Below are 18,971 nucleotides of genomic sequence, written 5' to 3'. Positions count from 1 at the left end.
TGGAAGGCTTTTTTTTTAAGATACTTTATACGTTATTTTTTCAAAGCCGCAGCGCCTTTGATGATTCCTTCGACAACGGCAGGATCCTGAAGTGTTGAAGTATCTCCTACATTGGCGATATCGTCTTCGGCAATCTTGCGTAAGATACGACGCATGATCTTTCCTGAACGTGTTTTTGGTAAATCATCAACAAATTGGATAATGTCTGGTTTAGCAATTGGACCGATAATACGTGAAACGGTTTCCATGATATCCTTTCTGGTGGCTTCTGCATCGGTGTGGTGATTCGCAATGACATAAGCATAGATACCCTGGCCTTTTACTGGGTGGGGATATCCGACAATGGCCGATTCAACAACGTCAGCGTGCATATTGATGGCATTTTCCACTTCTGCTGTACCAATACGGTGACCCGAAACGTTCAATACATCATCTACACGGCCTGTGATTTTATAATAACCCTCCGGACTACGGAAACATCCATCGCCTGTAAAATACATATCCTTATACGTCGAGAAATAGGTTTGACGACATCTGTCATGATCCCCCCATGTCGTGCGTAGCATACCTGGCCAAGGGAACTTGATACATAGGTTTCCTGTGACATCATTGCCTTCGATTTCTTTCCCATTCTCATCCATCAAAGCGGGTTGAATGCCCGGCATCGGGAACATCGCATAACTTGCTTTTTCCGGTGTTACTCCCGCCAAAGAAGTGATCAAGTGGCCTCCATTCTCTGTCTGCCAATAGGTATCAACGACAGGACAATTCTTTTTACCAACTTTTTCGTTAAACCAGTTCCAGGCTTCTTCGTTGATTGGCTCTCCTACAGATCCCAAAACGCGCAAAGAGGAAAGGTCGTTCTTGTCGACAAATTCATCACCAAAAGCCATCAATGAACGTAAGGCAGTAGGGGATGTATAGATAATATTGACCTTGAACTTATCAACAATGTCCCAATAACGGCTCGCGTCCGGGAAGGTTGGAATACCTTCAAACATTAAAGAAGTAGCTCCTTGTGATAACGGCCCATAGACGATGTAACTGTGTCCTGTAATCCAGCCAATATCTGCTGTACAGAAAAATACATCGTTTGGCTTATACTGGAACGTATTCATAAAGGTATAGCCTGTATACACCATATAACCGCCACAGGTGTGTACTACACCTTTAGGCTTACCTGTGGATCCCGATGTATAAAGGATGAATAAGTTGTCTTCCGCATCCATCTCTTCTGCTGGACATGCTGGATTTCCTTGTGTTTCTACTTTTTTGATCTCATCTTCCCACCATACATCGCGTCCTTTGATCATCGATACCGGTGTACGTGTACGTGTTAAGACAATTACTTTTTCAACAGTGTCACATTGCATTAAAGCATCGTCCACAATATTTTTTAAACCAATGGTTTTGTTGCCACGGTAACTACCATCTGAAGTAACGATCAGTTTGCATTCCGCATCGACGATACGATCCGCGATAGAACGTGCTGAAAAACCTCCAAATACCACCGAGTGGATGGCACCGATACGTGCACAGGCCAATACTGCAATAACCAATTCAGGAACCATCGGTAAGTAAATACATACCCGGTCTCCTTTTTTGATGTTATTATTTTTAAGTACGTTGGCAAATTGCTCTACCTTTTGTAGTAATTGTTTATAGGAAAGAATGCGGTGCGCTTCATTGGGATCGTTAGGTTCCCAGATGATGGCTGGTTTATCACCATTCGCATAAATATGGCGATCAAGACAGTTTTCTGTAATATTTAATTTTGCACCCTCAAACCATTTGACATTGGGTTCCTCAAAGTTCCAGCTCAGCACTTTATTCCATTTTCTCTTCCAGAAAAAATGATCTGCAATGCTCGCCCAAAACTCCTCAGGTTGTTCTACACTTCGCTTATATTCACTTTGATATTCTTCAAATGATTTTATTTGTAGGCTCATCGTTATTAGGATTATTATGAATTATTTTAATTTATATTGTTATCGTTGCGAAATCGTTTTTGATATTTCGATTTCGGTGTACAATTTAGCGGTTTTTGCCCATTTTATCAAAAAATTGATGTTTAATATAATGTTAAACTACTTTTATCTATAAGATTGTTATCTTGCATCAAGATTTACCAAGATGTCTTTTCTAAGAAAGCTATTCTATATTACAATCTATACAAATCTGCTGATCGCCATGGCGGCCATGGCACAATGCGCGCTGACTTATATCATATTTGAACGACCTATCAATTGGTATATTGTTTTAGTGGAAGGAACAGCGACTTTGTTGCTTTATAATTTTAGCCTGTGGTGGTCCAAACCGAAGAACCCAAAAGAATCAAAATTCCCGCGGACACGCTGGATCTTTAATCATGAATGGGTCATGTGGTTAAACAATGGTATCGCTTTGCTTGTGCTCGGTTATTGCTTGTGGTATATTCATGTGTACTCTTTTTTGTTTTTGGGTTTTATTGGAATCCTGAGTCTATTATACGGAATGCCCCTGTTTACCTTCCGTGACCGCAAAGTGGGCCTTCGACAGATACCCGGGGCCAAGATTTTTCATATTGCCCTGGTCTGGGTCTGCAGCAGTGTGGTGCTTCCCTATGTGGAACTGGCCAACGTCGGTGTCAAAATAGATCAGTGGGTTTTTATTGCGCTCTGCGGATTGAAGTTCATATTTTTGGTTATCTGTACCCTGCCTTTTGATATTCGGGATATCCAACAGGATTCCTATTATCACCTGCGGACTTTGCCCAATATGCTGGGCGAACAAAAAGCTAAAAATCTAACTTATGGGCTGTTGGGCCTCCATTGTGTTTTGATCCTGACGGTACCTTATACAGTATCGATTAAAATTGGATTGATTCTGACCAACGTGCTCATATTTGCTTTGCTAAAATTGGCTGTTTTCAAAACAAAAGATCATTATCACTATGCTTATCTACTTGACGGTAGCTTGGTGCTTCAGTTTCTGATTGTTGTTGTTATCGGTATCTTTAGTGCCGGAACCTGATTTTTTATACGTTTCAAGAGCAATAGGTTACTTTAACCTCCTAAGCGTGTATGGATAGGAGGAGATTGCTAGATTGCTTGCTAGATTGCTTGCTAGATTGATTGCTAGATTGATTGATTGATTGATTGATTGATTGATTGATTGGAGATTTTGGCAAATAGCTCTTTGTAAAAATTAAGATGTCAGAAAGGCGATGATCTTATCGGCAGCCACTTCCGATAATTTATAATAACTTTCGAATGTCCATCCGGCAACATGTGGAGATAAGATCACATTGTCTCTACGGATAAGATCTGCATACCAGTTCTGTTCAGCGAGTTTTGGGAACTTTTCTACGGGCAACACATCGAATGCTGCTCCGATAATGGAACCTGAATCAAGGCCGCTAAGCACTGCGGGTACTTGTACAATACCGCCTCGTGCCCCCAGTAAAAAGAAAATAGGTTTTTCAAATTTAGCCAGATAATCCACATCAATCATCCCCTTTGTTTCATCCGTTAAGGGGATATGGAAACTGATCACATCGGCTTCTTTGCAGATCTTTTCCATGTCTGCTGCTGATGCATATTGATCGGCGTAGTCGATTCGATATTTATCATAAGCAAGCACCTGTACATCAAAACCGGATAGTTTTTTTGCCATGGCCATACCATTGTGCCCATAGCCGATCAAGCCTACAGTACGTCCCTTAAGTTCGTATCCACGATTGGCTTCACGCAACCACTGGCCAGATCGTATTTGTTGGTCACCCCGATTCAGATTGTTCATTAGACTGAGCAACATACCGATCATATGTTCACCTACAGCATCCCGATTGCCTTCATTGGCCGGAATTAACAGCACATCTCTTTGCGCAGCAACTGTATCGTCGATATTGTCCATACCTGCACCAGCACGGGCGATAAAGCGGAGGTTTGGTGCCAGGTCAAAAAAAGCCTTATCTACCTGAAATTTGGAACGAATAACCATCCCCGAGTAATTGCTGATAATTTTTTCAGCCGCTTCCCGACTGATATCCGGTTGATAATGGAACGCGATTCCTGCCTCTTCAAATTTCTCAAGCATGATTTCATGAATGTCGTCGACGATCAAAATGGTAGTTTTCATTCAGTTATTTTTTTATGTGGGACTGATCAGTGAATACTGTTGTGGTGTAGTACGATGATTTAGATCCCAGCGTCATGATTATGGTTGATCTGCATAAAATCTACAGATAATAATTTGTTTAATTGTTGTTGTTTCATGCGGTTAGGCATTATTTTCATGCCAAAATTTCGCATTCTTATCAGGAATGGATTCTCCCATTGTGCGATTTTTCCTATCCTCCAGGAAGTATTACAGATGTAATTTACCCGATCCAATCTTCTTTTTTCGAATCCTTGAAAAGCCAAACTAACGGAAGCTGCGGTCTGGAGTTCATCCACGAGAACAGCAACATCTTCAATAGCCTGACAGGCTCCCTGGCCCAAGTTGGGAGTCGTTGCATGTCCAGCGTCACCCAATAATAGGATATTGTCAAAAGCGAGTTGCTGAAGTGGTTCGATGTCAATGATGTCATTTGCAATTAGCTCGCTATCCTTTGTTTCCGAAAGAATCGTTGGAATAGGGGCATGATAATCTTTAAAATTTTCGAGGAGCTCCTTTGTTTTCCAGTTTTTTAAGACCGGATTTTGTGCCTCAGTATTGATGCATGCGTACCAATAGATGCGGTTATTGACAAGTGGGGTCATCCCAAAGCGGCCTTTGCTGCCCCAGGTTTCTGTCCCTTTACTGAGCTGTATACTGCTATTATCGATGGTGGCCCGCCAACAGGTATAGCCTGAATAACGAGGTGCCGAGCCTGGTATGAGTTGTTGTCGTAATGCTGAGTGTACGCCATCGGCAATCAAAAGGGCTTGGCCGTGTACATGGCTTCCGTCTGCGAAATAAACTTGAATATCTTCTCCCTCTCGTTTAAAGGAAACGGCACGTTTGCCGAGATGAACTTGTCCATTGGGGATTTTGGATAAGAGAAACTGATGCAGATCTGCCCGATGGATAGCGAAATTGTCCTGTTGATATTTTTGACTGATTGACTTGGTGTCTGGTTCAACAAGAATATTTCCCTTTTGATCCAAGACATTATAAGATGCAAGGTAATGCCCAATCGGAACGATTTCATCCTTCAATCCGAGATGTTCCAAAGCTTGCATGGCGTTGGCTGCGAGCCCGAATCCAGCACCTATGCCTTTGAGTTCATTGGCGCTTTCATAGACATGTGCTTCAATACCTACTTTTGCAAGCCCTATTGCAGCACATAATCCAGCGATACCTCCGCCTACGATAATAAATGTGCTGTCCGTCGAATGCATATTAAAGACTGTTTGCTATTTCGTTTGTTAAACCGACAAAATCATCTACCGTCAATCGTTCTGCGCGTAGCTCGTACAGTGGATTGTCGGACATTTTATCTTTGGGAACAACGCCCGAAAGTGAGTTACGGAGGGTTTTACGACGTTGATTGAAGCCCGCTTTAACAACACGCCAAAATAGTTTTTCATCACAATTCAATTGTTCACGGTCATTGCGCGTCATGCGGATAACGCCCGACAATACTTTTGGCGGTGGATTAAAAGCTCCTGCTTTTACAGTAAAAAGGTATTCTACTTTATAATAGGCCTGTAAAAAGACACTCAAGATACCATATTCCTTGCTGCCCGCCTTAGCTGTACAACGTTCGGCTACTTCTTTCTGGAACATACCCGTCATTTGAACGACACGTTGGCGTTCATCCAAAATTTTAAAGAGAATCTGGGAGGAGATGTTGTAAGGGAAATTGCCAATGACAGCCATTTTCTCACCAAAATACTGTGAAAAGTCAAGGTTTAGGAAATCACCGTGGATCAATCGCTTACCCAATTGGGGATATTTATCGTCTAAATAAGCAATGGATTCGTCATCCACATCGATCAAATAGGTTTCATATTCCTCTTTTTGCAAGAGAAAATCAGAAAGTACACCCATTCCTGGACCTACTTCAAGCACTTGGCTAAAACCCAATTTAGGATCCAATGCTTCCACAATCTTTTGTGCAGCATTTTTATCGTTCAAGAAATGCTGTCCTAAATGTTTTTTTGCTCTTACTGTGCTCATGTTGCAAAAGTAAAAAATAAATAAGTGAAAAGTCATTCTAAGAAAAAAATCCCTATTTTTGAATCAAAGCATTTAAATAGAATGAGCGATAAATTAAAAATCGGAATTACCGTAGGCGATATTAACGGCATTGGACTTGAAGTCATCATTAAATCTTTGGTAGATCAGCGTATGTGCGATTTCTTTACGCCAGTGGTTTACGGAAATACAAAGGTTGCTTCTTTTCACCGTAAAGCGATCGGTGTAAATGATTTTAGTTTTAACGTGATCAATGATGCTGAGCAGGCGCATTCCAAAAGAGCAAATATGATCAATTGCTGGCAGGAAGACGTCAAGATTTCGTTGGGTGAAGAAAACGAAATTGGCGGTAAATATGCTTTCCTTTCGTTGGAGAAAGCTGTTGAGGACCTGAAAGCCGGCAAGATTGATGCTTTAGTGACTGCCCCAATTAATAAGCATAATATTCAACAGGAGGGATTTCAATTTCCGGGCCATACCGAATACCTGCAGGCCAAAGTAGAGGCGGATGATGTATTGATGTTTATGGTTTGTGATGAATTGCGTATTGGTGTGGTAACAGGTCATATTCCACTGCATGAGGTTGCGGCTAATATTACCGAAGAAGCTATTCTTAAAAAGCTAGCCCTGATGAATGACTCGTTGAAGAAAGATTTTTGGATTGAAAAGCCTAAGATCGCAGTTTTGGGACTAAATCCACATGCTGGCGATCATGGGATTATTGGCACCGAAGATGATCAGATCATTAGACCTACCGTAGAAAAAGCAAACGAACAGGGGATCTTCTGCTTTGGTCCATATCCTGCCGATGGATTCTTCGCAAAAGGTGCTTATGAGAAATTCGATGCGGTACTCGCGATGTACCATGACCAGGGGTTAATCCCTTTTAAGCATATTGCCAAAGGTGCCGGTGTAAACTTTACAGCCGGTTTACCTATCGTACGCACTTCGCCAGATCATGGTACAGGCTATGATATTGCTGGAAAAAACTTAGCTTCTGAAAGCTCTTTTGTAGAGGCAATTTTCTCGGCTTTACATATTGTAAAACGCCGTCGTGAACAAGCCGAATTACTTAAAAATCCACTTGCTTTCCGTAAGTTGTCCAAAGATAGGGATTAGGGAAAAAAAATGTTACTTTTGCAAACTGTTTGGTTTTTTACCTGCTGTTTTGACTATGTACGATAATTTACAACATCCAATCTTTTCAATCATTAAGGAACTCGCCGAGACAACAAATACAGAATGTTATGTCATTGGGGGGTATGTTCGCGACTATATTATGAAGCGGCCTTTTAAGAATGATGTGGATATTGTTGTCGTCGGCAGCGGCATTGAATTTGCGACTTTATTGGGTGATAGGCTACATACTAAAGTTGCTGTCTATAAGAATTTTGGTACAGCAATGTTGGTTTATGAAGGACTCAATGTGGAGTTTGTCGGTGCCCGAAAGGAATCTTATCGTGCCAATTCACGTAAGCCTATTGTGGAAGACGGTACCTTGTCCGATGATCAGAATCGACGTGATTTTACGATCAACGCGATGGCGTTTTCATTGAATAAAGCGGATTATGGTACTTTAGTGGATCCATTTGACGGCGTGCAAGATCTTGAACAGCGTGTTATTCGAACGCCTCTGGATCCGATAGAAACGTTTTCCGATGATCCACTGCGTATGATGCGGGCTATCCGTTTTGCGACACAGCTAAATTTTAAAATCACGATTGATGCGATCAAAGCGATTAGCGATACCAAAGAGCGAATAAAGATTATCTCGAAAGAACGTATTATCGATGAAATCAATAAGATTATTCTCTCACCTAAGCCGTCAGTAGGTTTTAAATATCTTTTTGATACCGGTCTCCTGGAATTGATATTTCCGGCCATGTATAATTTACACGGGGTTGATGTTATTGATGGCAAAGGCCATAAAGATAATTTCTACCATACGTTGGAAGTGCTGGATAATGTATGTGAATTGTCTGAAGACCTCTGGTTACGTTGGGCGGCGATTATGCATGATATTGCTAAACCTGCAACAAAACGTTTCGATAAAAAGCTCGGCTGGACGTTTCATGGCCACGAAGATCGTGGTGCCCGTATGGTACCAAAGCTTTTTGCTGAATTGAAGCTGCCGCTCCATGAGAAAATGAAATTTGTTCAGAAGCTGGTACAATTGCATCTTCGGCCTATTGTCTTGGCGCAGGATATCGTAACGGATTCTGCTGTACGTCGTCTCTTGTTTGAGGCGGGGGATGATATTGAAGCCCTTATGATGCTATGCCATGCGGATGTGACTACAAAAAATGAGTTTAAAAAGAAAAAATATCGTCAGAATTTTGAACTTGTCAAACAAAAATTGAAGGATGTCGAAGAGCGGGACAAGGTTCGAAACTGGCAGCCGCCGATCAGTGGAGAGGATATCATGATCCTATTTGGCTTAGCGCCAGGGCGTACTGTAGGCCAGCTGAAAAATTTGATTCGTGAGGCTATTCTGGAGGGCGATATTCCAAATTCCAGGGTAGAAGCTTATCAATTCTTGGTGAAAAAAGCAGGGGAAATGAACCTGACGATCAAACAAGAAATCCCATTGGAAATTTCCAATTCTTAAAATATAGTATTAATTTTAGAGGGTTAAAAGAAGAAAATAGCAGAGATGGCAATTTATAGATTTAGAGTTACTTTTGAGGATTATGAAGATGTATATCGTGAGATCGACATGCCTTCTAAAAGTACATTTATAGACCTGCATGAGGAAATCCATAAATCAACAGGTTATGCTGCGGATGCATCTTCCTCGTTCTATGTGAGCAATGATCAGTGGAAAAAGGGAACGGAGATTGCATTCAAGCCTACACAACGTAAAAAAGATGCTGAGGTATTGTTGATGGAGAATATCCGTTTAAGTAAGTTTATTGATGATCCACATCAGAAATTTTACTACGTTTACAATTTTGATCGTCCTTATGATTTCCAGGTTGAATTGATCAAGATCTTGAAGGAAGAGGATGGAAAAGACTATCCGGCGCTGTTTAAGTCTATGGGTCAGGTTCCCAAAACTATGACTGCGGCTAATTTCCCCGTGTCAGATTCGGTTGAAGAGGACGATTATGTAGAGGAAGATGATACGCAATATGGCGTCGATGATGAAGACGAATTGGATGGCTTCGACAGTGATGGTGACGATGAGGAAGAGGGCGAAGAAGGTGAAGAGCGTGAAGAATCCAACGGCTACGAAGACGAATATTAATTAACAAGACTTTACAGGTTCTTTTCAGCCTGTGAAGTGCTATATTATGGCAAATAAAAAAACATTGATAGCCATTGTGGGGCCAACTGCTGTTGGTAAGACCACAATGGCTATTTCATTGGCGCAATATTTTAAAACAGCGATAATTTCTGCTGATTCTCGTCAGTTCTATCGGGAAATGTCTATTGGTACAGCTAAACCAGATCCAGCGGAACTTGCTGCTGCTCCTCATTATTTCATTGATTCACACTCCATCACGCAGGATTATTCTGCAGGCGATTTTGAACGTGAGGCCTTACTGAAACTAGAAGAACTATTTCAATTGCATGACGTCGTAATTATGGTAGGTGGATCGGGCCTGTTTGTTCGGGCCCTGTGCGAAGGATTGGATGATCTGCCCAAGGCGGGGGATGAAGTGCGCGAGCGACTTAATCATGAACTTGCAGTATTGGGATTGGAGGTCTTAAAAGATCGATTGAAAAGTATTGACCCTGCATATTTTGAAACGGCAGACATCGATAATCCGCAACGTGTCGTACGGGCGCTTGAAGTTTTTGAGGCGACTGGTAAACCGATGTCATTTTACCATAAGAAAGATGTCGAGAAAAGACCTTTTGATATCCTTACCATTGGCTTGAATATGGATCGGGCGAACTTGTATGAAAGGATCAATTTACGTGTAGATTTGATGATGAAAAATGGCTTACTGGACGAAGTGAAAGCTTTACTTCCTTTCAGAACGAAGCCTGCATTGCTCACTGTTGGCTACGCTGAGTTGTTTGATTATCTCGATGGCAAGCAGTCTTTGACGGAAGCGACCGAGAAAATCAAACAAAATTCGAGACGTTATGCCAAGCGACAGATTACATGGTTTAAAAAATATGGTAATACGCACTGGTTTCAATCCCAGGAGACAGCCGCTATAATTGATTTTATTCAAAAGGAGCTGACAGGAGAGCATTCCTAAGGATCTAGCAGCAGTGAACTAGATGTTATCCTCGAAGGTTCAGACGAGGTATATAGACCGCGTTTCAAGGTATGCATAACGTATATAGGCCATAAAAAAAGCCTTTGTTATTAATAACAAAGGCTTTTCTATTTTATTTTGGAAATTACTTTACTAAATAGTTCCATCCGAATGGATCTTCTACTTTGCCATAGCGCAAGTCGTTGAGGTAATTCAAAACACGATTTGAAAACTCGCGGCCCTCTACTGGTGGCAAGTGGTAATCTTGTCCTTCAAAACCGATACGGCTGATATCCGTAATTGTGGCTGCAGTACCAGCTGCGAAAGCTTCAGTTACTGTACCGGCTTTAATACCGTCAATTAGTTCTTGAATAGATACCTTTCTCTGCTCGGCTTTATAACCCCATTTCTCCGCCAATTCCATAATTGTACGTCGTGTTACACCGTGTAAGATCGTATCACCATGTGGTGTAATAATCGTATCTCCAATGCGGAAAATAAGGTTTGCCGTACCTGCTTCTTCAATATATTTATGTTCAGAAGCATCTGTCCACATAATTTGGTCATAACCTTCATCATTGGCCAATTGTGTAGGGTAAAGCGATAATGCATAGTTACCTGCATTTTTAGAAAAGCCAACACCACCTTCTGCTGCACGCGTATAGTAGGTCTCAACTTTTAAGCTGATTGCTTTGCTGTAATATGCGCCTACAGGGCCAGTGATAATGATAAATTTATACGACTTTGAAGGGTGTACACCTAATGCTGCTTCTGTTGCGAACATAAATGGACGGATGTACAATGATGAACCTTCTTTTGCCGGGATCCAGTTACGGTCGATGTCCAATAGTTTGCTTAGGCCATCCATAAAAATCTCCTCAGGTACCTCCGGCATTTGAAGACGTGCGGCAGATTTGTTGAATCTTTCCCAGTTTCTGTCCGGACGGAAGATACTCACTGTTCCATCTGCAAATTTATAAGCTTTGATTCCTTCAAAGATCGCTTGACCATAATGTAAAGCGGACATCGAAGGACTAATACTGATATCTCCATAAGGGACGATGCTGACATCTTTCCATTCACCGTCATCATAGTTTGCGACCAGCATGTGGTCGGATAAAATCTTTCCGAATTTTAGATTGTCGAAATCTACTTGCGAGAGTCTTGAATTTTGAGTTGGCTCTACGCGAATTGAATAGTTCTCTGTCGCGTTCATCTTATTTTTTAATTACTTAGGCTAAGTTAGGAAAAAAATGAAATATAAGTTGCACCTGTACCCGGATAATTTACCCGCGTTGATATGCCTTTTATTTCGGACAGTTGTTCTCTATTTTACTACACTTTTTTTGAAATGGAAGAATTTTACTTCATATCTCTCGGTTGATCTATATTAATAATTAAATGTATTAATTATTTATTAATTAACACCGTGGTTTCATATTATGGCATAAAGTTTGGCCATAAAGAATGCGGTCCTATAGATGGGCTTTTTGGTCCGCAGTAACGCTATAAAATCACTTATCATAAAAATAAACTTAATATGGAATTGACTCACAGTCTTAACAAAAGTAGTGAAGTAACATCAGGCGATAATCGCTCAGTGTTACAGGGTGAAGTTGAAGTTCAGAAGAAAGGTATTTCTATGAATTTTATCCTTGGTTTTTTTGTTTTTTTATATAAAACGGCAATTAAACCTTAACAAATCTCCATTATAGTCTAAGCTTTCTTGAGCTTACCAATTAGACGAACTCACAGCGGTTCATTAAAACAACAAAATTCAGCAATACGAGATTAGCCAAAATAAGGGAATCCAAAAATTTTGGCTAATCTCCAGCCGGAGACCCCCTATTATTCGGTCAATGTGCGGAATATTTCAGTCTGTAAGCCGTATTATTCGGCTAGTATTTTCAATAGCGGGTCGAGATATTCGCGACTATTGCTCAATCTTGGAACCTTATTTTGTCCACCTAGCTTACCTCTTGATTTCATCCATTTATAGAACGTATCTTCGGGCGCATTGTGTACAATAGGTGGTCGTAGCGCCATATTCTTAAAACGTTTGGCGTCATAATCCGAATTGATTTCACGGAGTTTAGCATCCAATATTTCACAAAAACGCCTAAAATCATTGGGTTGTTGTTCAAATTCTATCACCCATTCATGTGCTCCGGCTTCGGCATCTTTAAAATAGACAGGTCCAGCAGTATAATCTCTTATACGTGCCTGTGTCAACTTGCTCGCTTCGGCCAGGGCCTGTTCGGCATTGTCAACAATAACCTCTTCGCCAAAGGTGTTAATGTATTGTTTGGTACGTCCGGAGATCTGAAAACGATAAGGAGATAATGACGTAAACTTGATGGTATCTCCGATTTTATAACGCCACAAACCAGCATTCGTTGAAATGATCAATGCATAGTTTTTGCCAAGCTCCACCTGATCCAAACGTAAGGTTGACGGATTTTCTTCGTGCATTCGCTCAGTAGGTAAGAATTCGTAATAAATACCATAATCTAGCATAAGCAGAAGGTCTTCCGAATCCGATTGATCTTGTAGACCAAAATATCCTTCTGAGGCATTATAATTCTCTAGATAATACATATGGTCAGAAGGGATCAATTTTTGGAATTGCTCGCGATAAGGTTTGAAGCTCACTCCGCCATGCCCATAAAACTCTAGATTTGGCCATACCTCCAGGAGGTTGTCTTTGCCTGTAATCTCAAGAATACGTTTGGCCATAACAATATTCCATGTCGGTACGCCGGCTAGGCTCGTTACGTTTTCTTTGAGTGTAATTTGGGCAATCTGTTCAATTTTCTCTTCAAAGTTTGGGTTTAAAGTAACCTCCATATTGGGCGTTCGCTTAAATTCTGCCCAGAAAGGAAGGTTACGGATGAGGATTGATGAAAGATCGCCGTAGTAGGAATCCGGACTGAAATTGTTGATTTGTGAAGAACCACCAATAACAACAGATTTTCCCGTAAATACGCGGTTTTCGGGTCTATTATGACAATAGATTGTAAGCATATCTTTACCGCCTTGGAAGTGACACTCTTCGAGTGCTTCCTCACTAACGGGAATAAATTTGCTACGGTCAGATGTGGTGCCTGAGGACTTGGCAAACCATTTGATATCAGAAGGCCACAAGATATTCTGTTCGCCTTTTATCATGCGATCAACGTAGCCCTTAATATCATCATAGTCCTGTATAGGGACACGTTCTTTGAAGATTTCGGGCGTTAATATACTTGTATAATCGTATTTTTTTCCCCATTCCGTAGCTTCAGCAGTGGCAATTAAACTCTGAAACCATTCTTCTTGTACATCGTGTGGGTATTTCATGAAAAGTTCAATCTGGTGAATTCTTTTTTTCATGAACCAAGTAAAAATGGAGTTTAATAAGGCCATAGGGGGAGAGATTCTTTAATCTTTAAAATTTTTTCCTTCTTAATTCAAAATGTCTACCGAGATAAAATTTACGGGCAAGCTCATTATCTGCAATTTCCTCAGGTGTACCCGTCAGCATAATCTTTCCTTCGGTCAGGAGGTAGGCCCTGTCCGTAATAGATAGGGTTTCCTGTACGTTGTGGTCGGTAATTAAGATGCCGATATTACGGGTTTTGAGCTTGGCTACGATCGTCTGAATTTCTTCTACGGCGATTGGGTCAACCCCTGCAAAAGGTTCATCCAAAAGTATAAAAGATGGATTTGCAGCTAATGCTCGCGCAATTTCGGTACGTCGACGCTCACCACCGGATAACAAATCACCCCTGTTTTTGCGGACACGGTGCAGGCTGAATTCTGTGAGTAGTTCTTCCAGTTTTGCCAAACGTTCTTCTTTATTCGGATAGTGGATTTCTAATACAGCCAGGATGTTGTTCTCTACGGAGAGCTTCCGAAAGACCGATGCTTCCTGAGCGAGGTAACCTATCCCACGTTGGGCACGTTGGTACATCGCATCCTGCGTAATCTCCTGATCGTCGAGGAATACTTTGCCTTCATTGGGCTTGATAAGACCAACAATCATATAGAATGAGGTCGTTTTTCCTGCCCCATTAGGACCCAATAACCCGACAATCTCTCCTTGTTCCACATGGAAGGAAACATTGTTGACAACGGTGCGCTGCTTATATTTTTTTATGAGATGTTCTGCCTTTAAAATCATCTTCGTGGAATGTCTTGTGTTATATGTATCTGTTCAATAGGACTACTTAAGAACCCTCACCGTTCTTTCATGCCTGGTATCTAATCCAGTATGAGGGTTTTATGCCTGACCAAATCTTGTGTAAATATATTTAATATCTTCTTACTATTGCAATACTAATACTTAATCCCTTTGATGTTTAGCTGTAAGTTTCTTTTGTTGCGCCACACATTCTCTTCAATGCTGTAACAGATGTCGAAACTTTGTCCGGAATTGATATGTGTGATATGTTCTGCCAGTCCAAAACCGATACAGTCAAATGAAGGAGAGTCTTCTTGAACAACGGTCATCTTGAGGTGATTGGTGCCTACAATAAAAGCTTGTCCTACTGCATTTACCTTTTTACTGAGGAAAATGGGAGATTCATTTTGGGGCCCGAAAGGTTCAAACTGCTGGAGAATACGGAAGAACTTAGCATCTATATCCTTCAACGCTAGCTTAGCATCGATCAAAATTTCTTGGGTCAGCATTTCAGGACTGATACGTCGCGATACCACTTCCTCAAAACGATCTTGGAATAGGGTGACATTATCTAAGGACATCGTTAATCCGGCAGCATATTTATGACCGCCAAATTGTTCCAATAGATCGGCGCATTCGCTTAAGGCTTCATACAAGTCAAAACCCAGTACCGAACGGCAGGAACCTGCAATATGACCATTTGTTTCGGTCAATATAATCGTCGGACGGTAATATTTTTCGGTCAGGCGGGAAGCTACAATACCAATGACACCTTTGTGCCAGTCGGCTTTATACAATACCGTGGATTTGCGGCTTTTAAGTAGGGCATTGTCCTCAATGAGTGCCAGCGCTTCTTCTGTTATTTTGAGATCAAAATCTTTACGGACATTATTTTGATCGTCTATGCTCGAACTGAAGTCTTTGGCTTCTTGTAGCGATTTGGAAATCAAAAGCTTGACGGCGTCTTTGGCATGGTCTATTCTGCCCGCAGCATTAATGCGTGGGCCGATCTGGAACACGATGTCGTTAACTGTAAAGATCTTCGTTCGATTATTTGATAAATCAATCAGTGCCTTTAGTCCGACGCAGGGATTCGTATTAAGTTTAATAAGGCCAAAGTGGCTGAGTATTCTATTTTCACCGGTAATCGGAACAATGTCCGAAGCGATACTCACGGCCACAAGATCTAGAAACTGATAGCAGGCATTGATATCCATGCCATTGGTCAATATAAAAGCCTGAATAATCTTAAAGCCGATTCCACAACCTGAAAGTTCTTTATAGGGATATTCACAGTCTGCACGCTTGGGATCTAATACGGCATAGGCTTTAGGAAGTTCTTCACCGGGAAGGTGGTGATCGCCAATGATAAAATCAATTCCTTTGCTATTTGCGTAATCTATTTTATCGACTGCCTTGATACCACAGTCCAATGCAATAATTAAGCTGAAACCATTTGCTGCGGCATAGTCGATGCCTTGTGTAGAGATGCCATAACCTTCGGCATAGCGGTCTGGTATATAAAACTCCAGCTGGCTATGAAATTCCCTGAAAAAACTATAAACAACGGCTACCGCTGTGGTACCGTCTACGTCATAGTCTCCATAGATCAGAATTTTTTCTTTGTTGCCGATGGCTTGGATAATACGGGTGATGGCTTTCTCCATGTCCCGCATCAAAAATGGATCGTGCAAATCCGATAATTGAGGTCTAAAAAACTGCTTTGATTCGTCAAAAGTCTCAATTCCCCTGCTCACGAGCAACTCTGCCAATACAGTGTTGATGTTTAATTCCTCGCGCAGTTTGTTGGTTATTTTGACATCAGTTTTAGATTTTAGTACCCACCTTTTTTGCATATCTTTGCACAATATTTTAAGTGTAAATATACGTTTTAAGGCTGGACTTACCTAATTCCTAAACCCGGTATTGATCCGCTGTTGCTTAACGTGCATATTCCCAATGTTTTAAATATGGTGCAGGCTTATTCTTTATATGAAGGTTCTTTTTCCGTAGACAAGAGTAGAAAATTTATTCCCTTTGACCCACTTCTAGACGACCCTAAGGACCGACCGGGGGCGATGTTTATCCATGTCCATCCCTTCTTGATCCAAACTAATTCCGGGCTTATTCTCTGTGATACCGGCCTTGGCTATACGGATGACAGTGCTGTGCTACAGCTGCATCATAATATCCGTAAGGCTGGCTTTAGACCCGAAGATGTAAAATATGTACTGATGTCCCATCTTCATAAGGATCATGCCGGTGGGATGGTGACATTTGAAAACGGAACAGGACGTATCGCATTTCCTGAAGCCGAATATATTGTTCAGCGTGGCGAATGGGAAGACGCCTATTCAGGCATCTCCAGTTCATACAGGACCGAGATTTTTGATGTGATTCAACGCAGTGGAAATTTGGTACTGGTGGAAGGTGAAGGAAAAATAAATGATGAAATCAGCTATGCGCTCAATGGTGGACATACCGCACATCATCAGGCATTTCATATTCAAACGGATGATCAGCACTATTTCTTTGGCGGAGATGTATTACCTGAGCCTGAAGAAATTTTCCATAATTATGTCGCCAAATATGATTTCGATGGTCGGCGCTCCAAAGCCTTGCGTCAGGAGTATTGGGCAGAAGGCGCGCCAGCGGGCTGGATTTTTTTGTTTTATCATTCTAAAAATATAACCATTGGCCGTAGTCAGATCCGGGAAGATGGAACCTATAAGCTAGTTGACGCAAAGTTATAAAGGAAAAACCTCCATGACCTTTTGGGAACATGGAGGTTTTTGGAAGGTTTAGTATCCCGGATTTTGCGGGAAGGCTGCGCCAGTGTTACTGTCAATAACTTCTTGTGGAATAGGCCAAAGAATAAATTCTTTTTTCACCACATTTTTTGATTGTGTGTTTAATGTTTGCACGCGACGTAAAAAGATGTCCTCACCAAAACGGGCAAGGGTCATACGGCGCATTTCCTCACCAATAAGCTCCCGGGCGCGTTCGTCGAGAATCAAATCAGCATTGATTGCTGTGGCATCGATTAATGACGCCTTTGCACGCGCGCGGACAGCATTGATGGCGTCTTTAGCTTGTGCCGGTTTATTGGCGCGCCAGTATGCTTCAGCCAATAGCAGGTAAGTTTCTGCCAAACGTACTTTCACACGGTCCTTCATATTTCCTTCAAATGCAGGGTCAACAGCTGTCTTTCCGTAGAAAAATTTGGTTGTTGTCGGGAATACATTGCCTGATTCTTTGATGGCGTCGGTCAGTTCGATCTTCTTGCCATAAAGTTCAGGGACGGAAGGATCGTTGTAATACCAATCGCGTTTGATATTGAAAGAGGAGTTTCTGACATCTTGTTTTTCATAACTATCCAGCCACCATTGATAAGGACGTACATGCCCAAGACCTCTTCCACCAAGTGAGTCGGCCAAGGCAAATCCTTTTTGTTGTGAATAGAAAGGTACCCAGGCACGTTTACTCCAATCTGTGTAGCGGTCGCCGCCCCCTTGTGTATTGTATTCCAATTGGATGGCCCAGATCGTTTCTTGATTGCCGGAACCACGATTTTGATTGTTTTCGATAAACATATCGTGGAAATAATCCCCGGGTTTATCTTTTTCGGCGCCAAAACGTTGATCGTTCAATTTAAAGTAGCCACTTTGAATAACTTTGTTGGCAGCTTCTGCAGCTAAATCAGGCTGTCCAGCTTCGATATATGCTTCTGCCAGGTAGTGTAAAGCAGCCCATTTCGTCAATTTACCTTCCTGAATTGTTCCTGGATTGTCGGGCAGGTTTTCACTTGCATACTTAAGGTCTTCAATCATGTGCGTCAAGATTTCAGCTTTCGGTGTACGCGTGAAATCACGACGGGGTGTTTCGGATACTTTGTCCACCCAAGGCACATCGCCATACAGGTTGACTAAGTAGCGATAACTGTAGGCACGGAAGAAACGAGCCGTTGCTTCCACACGTTTTGGATCGTTGTCCTTGTCTGTCCAGCTAATACCATCCTTTTTTAAAGCCTCAAGGATGGTATTGGTATTACCAATAAATCCGTAGGCATATTTCCAATAATTGCGGACATAAGACGAAGCAGGATTTAGCGTATAATTGCTGAATGGAGCCAATGTAGCGTCTGTACCTGTGGTTTTGATAGCAACGATATCTGTTCCGACCTGTAGCGCTTCCTGTGGAGTTGCTCCTTGGGAAAAGATACTACCGTTCCAGGTCAGGAATTCCATGCGGGCATAAGAGTATAAACCATTTAGTCCAGTTTCGAAGCCTTTCGTATTAATATAGGTATTATCAGGTGACTGAAAGCTGCTGGTGTCTTCATTTAAGAAGTTCTTGCTGCAGCCTGTAAAAAGTAAGCTTAGGCCAGCTAGCATTGTATATAAAGTTGTATTTCTTTTCTTCATGATCTTGAT

16 protein-coding genes are annotated in these 18,971 nt (G+C 41.6%); 7 read left to right on the top strand and 9 right to left on the bottom strand.

Translation table 11 applies throughout. The features are described from left to right. Positions 1-32 precede the first annotated feature (32 nt). Positions 33-1,949: an acetate--CoA ligase gene (gene acs / locus K2F45_RS24420; RefSeq protein ID WP_088163031.1), complete on the bottom strand. Its 1,917-nt coding sequence runs from the start codon at positions 1,947-1,949 to the stop codon at positions 33-35. A gap of 184 nt (positions 1,950-2,133) precedes the next feature. On the opposite strand from acs, the gene K2F45_RS24415 reads away from it, so the two are divergent. Beyond that, the gene (locus tag K2F45_RS24415) at positions 2,134-3,012 is read left to right on the top strand and encodes a UbiA prenyltransferase family protein (protein ID WP_075994275.1); all 879 of its coding nucleotides are present in this window, start codon (positions 2,134-2,136) and stop codon (positions 3,010-3,012) included. Between the two features lie 174 nt (positions 3,013-3,186). Here the strand turns inward: K2F45_RS24415 and K2F45_RS24410 are convergent, their stop codons facing one another. The 3 genes from K2F45_RS24410 to rsmA are packed head-to-tail and all read right to left on the bottom strand — an operon-like array spanning position 3,187 to position 6,144. Further along, positions 3,187-4,119 (bottom strand): NAD(P)-dependent oxidoreductase, encoded by a 933-nt coding sequence (locus K2F45_RS24410; protein ID WP_248932571.1) that lies wholly within the window; start codon positions 4,117-4,119, stop codon positions 3,187-3,189. Positions 4,120-4,178: 59 nt separating this feature from the next. Further along, positions 4,179-5,363 carry an FAD-dependent monooxygenase gene (locus tag K2F45_RS24405; protein ID WP_248932570.1) on the bottom strand — a complete coding sequence of 395 codons (1,185 nt, stop codon included), beginning with the start codon at positions 5,361-5,363 and terminating at the stop codon, positions 4,179-4,181. 1 nt (position 5,364) lies between these two features. Then, on the bottom strand, positions 5,365-6,144 hold the full coding sequence (gene rsmA, locus K2F45_RS24400; protein ID WP_070560762.1) for a 16S rRNA (adenine(1518)-N(6)/adenine(1519)-N(6))-dimethyltransferase RsmA: 780 nt from the start codon (positions 6,142-6,144) through the stop codon (positions 5,365-5,367). Between the two features lie 81 nt (positions 6,145-6,225). Between rsmA and pdxA the strand changes: the two genes are divergently transcribed. From pdxA to miaA, 4 genes are read left to right on the top strand one after another with little or no spacing between them, the layout of a single operon-like run. Continuing rightward, entirely contained in the window at positions 6,226-7,281 is a 1,056-nt protein-coding gene (pdxA, locus tag K2F45_RS24395; RefSeq protein WP_070560760.1) for a 4-hydroxythreonine-4-phosphate dehydrogenase PdxA, read from the top strand. A 55-nt stretch (positions 7,282-7,336) separates the two neighbouring features. Then, on the top strand, positions 7,337-8,770 hold the full coding sequence (locus K2F45_RS24390; RefSeq protein WP_075994272.1) for a CCA tRNA nucleotidyltransferase: 1,434 nt from the start codon (positions 7,337-7,339) through the stop codon (positions 8,768-8,770). A gap of 45 nt (positions 8,771-8,815) precedes the next feature. Continuing rightward, on the top strand, positions 8,816-9,409 hold the full coding sequence (locus K2F45_RS24385) for an IS1096 element passenger TnpR family protein (protein WP_070560757.1): 594 nt from the start codon (positions 8,816-8,818) through the stop codon (positions 9,407-9,409). Positions 9,410-9,455: 46 nt separating this feature from the next. Continuing rightward, positions 9,456-10,376 (top strand): tRNA (adenosine(37)-N6)-dimethylallyltransferase MiaA, encoded by a 921-nt coding sequence (miaA, locus tag K2F45_RS24380; protein WP_248932569.1) that lies wholly within the window; start codon positions 9,456-9,458, stop codon positions 10,374-10,376. A gap of 145 nt (positions 10,377-10,521) precedes the next feature. Here the strand turns inward: miaA and K2F45_RS24375 are convergent, their stop codons facing one another. Further along, positions 10,522-11,592 (bottom strand): branched-chain amino acid aminotransferase, encoded by a 1,071-nt coding sequence (locus tag K2F45_RS24375; protein WP_046672808.1) that lies wholly within the window; start codon positions 11,590-11,592, stop codon positions 10,522-10,524. Positions 11,593-11,916: 324 nt separating this feature from the next. Here K2F45_RS24375 and K2F45_RS24370 point away from each other — a divergent pair, with 324 nt between their 5' ends. Further along, positions 11,917-12,075: a hypothetical protein gene (locus K2F45_RS24370; RefSeq protein WP_157698580.1), complete on the top strand. Its 159-nt coding sequence runs from the start codon at positions 11,917-11,919 to the stop codon at positions 12,073-12,075. Positions 12,076-12,266: 191 nt separating this feature from the next. Here the strand turns inward: K2F45_RS24370 and K2F45_RS24365 are convergent, their stop codons facing one another. The 3 genes from K2F45_RS24365 to recJ all read right to left on the bottom strand — a co-directional run bounded on the left by K2F45_RS24365 (position 12,267) and on the right by recJ (position 16,394). Then, positions 12,267-13,781, bottom strand: coding sequence for a GH3 auxin-responsive promoter family protein (locus K2F45_RS24365; protein ID WP_248932568.1), 1,515 nt, complete (start codon positions 13,779-13,781; stop codon positions 12,267-12,269). A gap of 22 nt (positions 13,782-13,803) precedes the next feature. Then, positions 13,804-14,538, bottom strand: a complete 735-nt coding sequence (gene lptB, locus K2F45_RS24360; RefSeq protein ID WP_028072074.1) for an LPS export ABC transporter ATP-binding protein — start codon at positions 14,536-14,538, stop codon at positions 13,804-13,806. 155 nt (positions 14,539-14,693) lie between these two features. Beyond that, a complete protein-coding gene (gene recJ, locus K2F45_RS24355; protein ID WP_070560747.1) occupies positions 14,694-16,394 on the bottom strand; it encodes a single-stranded-DNA-specific exonuclease RecJ in 1,701 nt (566 codons plus the stop codon). Between the two features lie 114 nt (positions 16,395-16,508). On the opposite strand from recJ, the gene K2F45_RS24350 reads away from it, so the two are divergent. Continuing rightward, on the top strand, positions 16,509-17,291 hold the full coding sequence (locus K2F45_RS24350; RefSeq protein WP_248933813.1) for an MBL fold metallo-hydrolase: 783 nt from the start codon (positions 16,509-16,511) through the stop codon (positions 17,289-17,291). A 48-nt stretch (positions 17,292-17,339) separates the two neighbouring features. On the opposite strand, the gene K2F45_RS24345 is transcribed toward K2F45_RS24350, so the two are convergent. After that, a complete protein-coding gene (locus tag K2F45_RS24345) occupies positions 17,340-18,962 on the bottom strand; it encodes a RagB/SusD family nutrient uptake outer membrane protein (RefSeq protein WP_075994983.1) in 1,623 nt (540 codons plus the stop codon). Between the last annotated feature and the right edge of the window lie 9 nt (positions 18,963-18,971).

Source organism: Sphingobacterium siyangense, assembly GCF_023277505.1.
Taxonomy (GTDB): Bacteria; Bacteroidota; Bacteroidia; order Sphingobacteriales; family Sphingobacteriaceae; genus Sphingobacterium; species Sphingobacterium siyangense.
The sequence above is the reverse complement of the archived record's forward strand: the minus strand, read 5'-3'. Positions and strand labels throughout refer to the sequence as shown.

Coding starts and splice junctions, on each gene's coding strand:
- K2F45_RS24370 (WP_157698580.1), top strand. CDS start 11,917: ATGGAATTGACTCACAGTCTTAACAAAAGTAGTGAAGTAACATCAGGC.
- recJ (WP_070560747.1), bottom strand. CDS start 16,394: ATGCAAAAAAGGTGGGTACTAAAATCTAAAACTGATGTCAAAATAACC.
- K2F45_RS24410 (WP_248932571.1), bottom strand. CDS start 4,119: ATGAAAACTACCATTTTGATCGTCGACGACATTCATGAAATCATGCTT.
- miaA (WP_248932569.1), top strand. CDS start 9,456: ATGGCAAATAAAAAAACATTGATAGCCATTGTGGGGCCAACTGCTGTT.
- K2F45_RS24385 (WP_070560757.1), top strand. CDS start 8,816: ATGGCAATTTATAGATTTAGAGTTACTTTTGAGGATTATGAAGATGTA.
- rsmA (WP_070560762.1), bottom strand. CDS start 6,144: ATGAGCACAGTAAGAGCAAAAAAACATTTAGGACAGCATTTCTTGAAC.
- K2F45_RS24345 (WP_075994983.1), bottom strand. CDS start 18,962: ATGAAGAAAAGAAATACAACTTTATATACAATGCTAGCTGGCCTAAGC.
- lptB (WP_028072074.1), bottom strand. CDS start 14,538: ATGATTTTAAAGGCAGAACATCTCATAAAAAAATATAAGCAGCGCACC.
- acs (WP_088163031.1), bottom strand. CDS start 1,949: ATGAGCCTACAAATAAAATCATTTGAAGAATATCAAAGTGAATATAAG.
- K2F45_RS24415 (WP_075994275.1), top strand. CDS start 2,134: ATGTCTTTTCTAAGAAAGCTATTCTATATTACAATCTATACAAATCTG.
- pdxA (WP_070560760.1), top strand. CDS start 6,226: ATGAGCGATAAATTAAAAATCGGAATTACCGTAGGCGATATTAACGGC.
- K2F45_RS24375 (WP_046672808.1), bottom strand. CDS start 11,592: ATGAACGCGACAGAGAACTATTCAATTCGCGTAGAGCCAACTCAAAAT.
- K2F45_RS24390 (WP_075994272.1), top strand. CDS start 7,337: ATGTACGATAATTTACAACATCCAATCTTTTCAATCATTAAGGAACTC.
- K2F45_RS24350 (WP_248933813.1), top strand. CDS start 16,509: ATGGTGCAGGCTTATTCTTTATATGAAGGTTCTTTTTCCGTAGACAAG.
- K2F45_RS24405 (WP_248932570.1), bottom strand. CDS start 5,363: ATGCATTCGACGGACAGCACATTTATTATCGTAGGCGGAGGTATCGCT.
- K2F45_RS24365 (WP_248932568.1), bottom strand. CDS start 13,781: ATGGCCTTATTAAACTCCATTTTTACTTGGTTCATGAAAAAAAGAATT.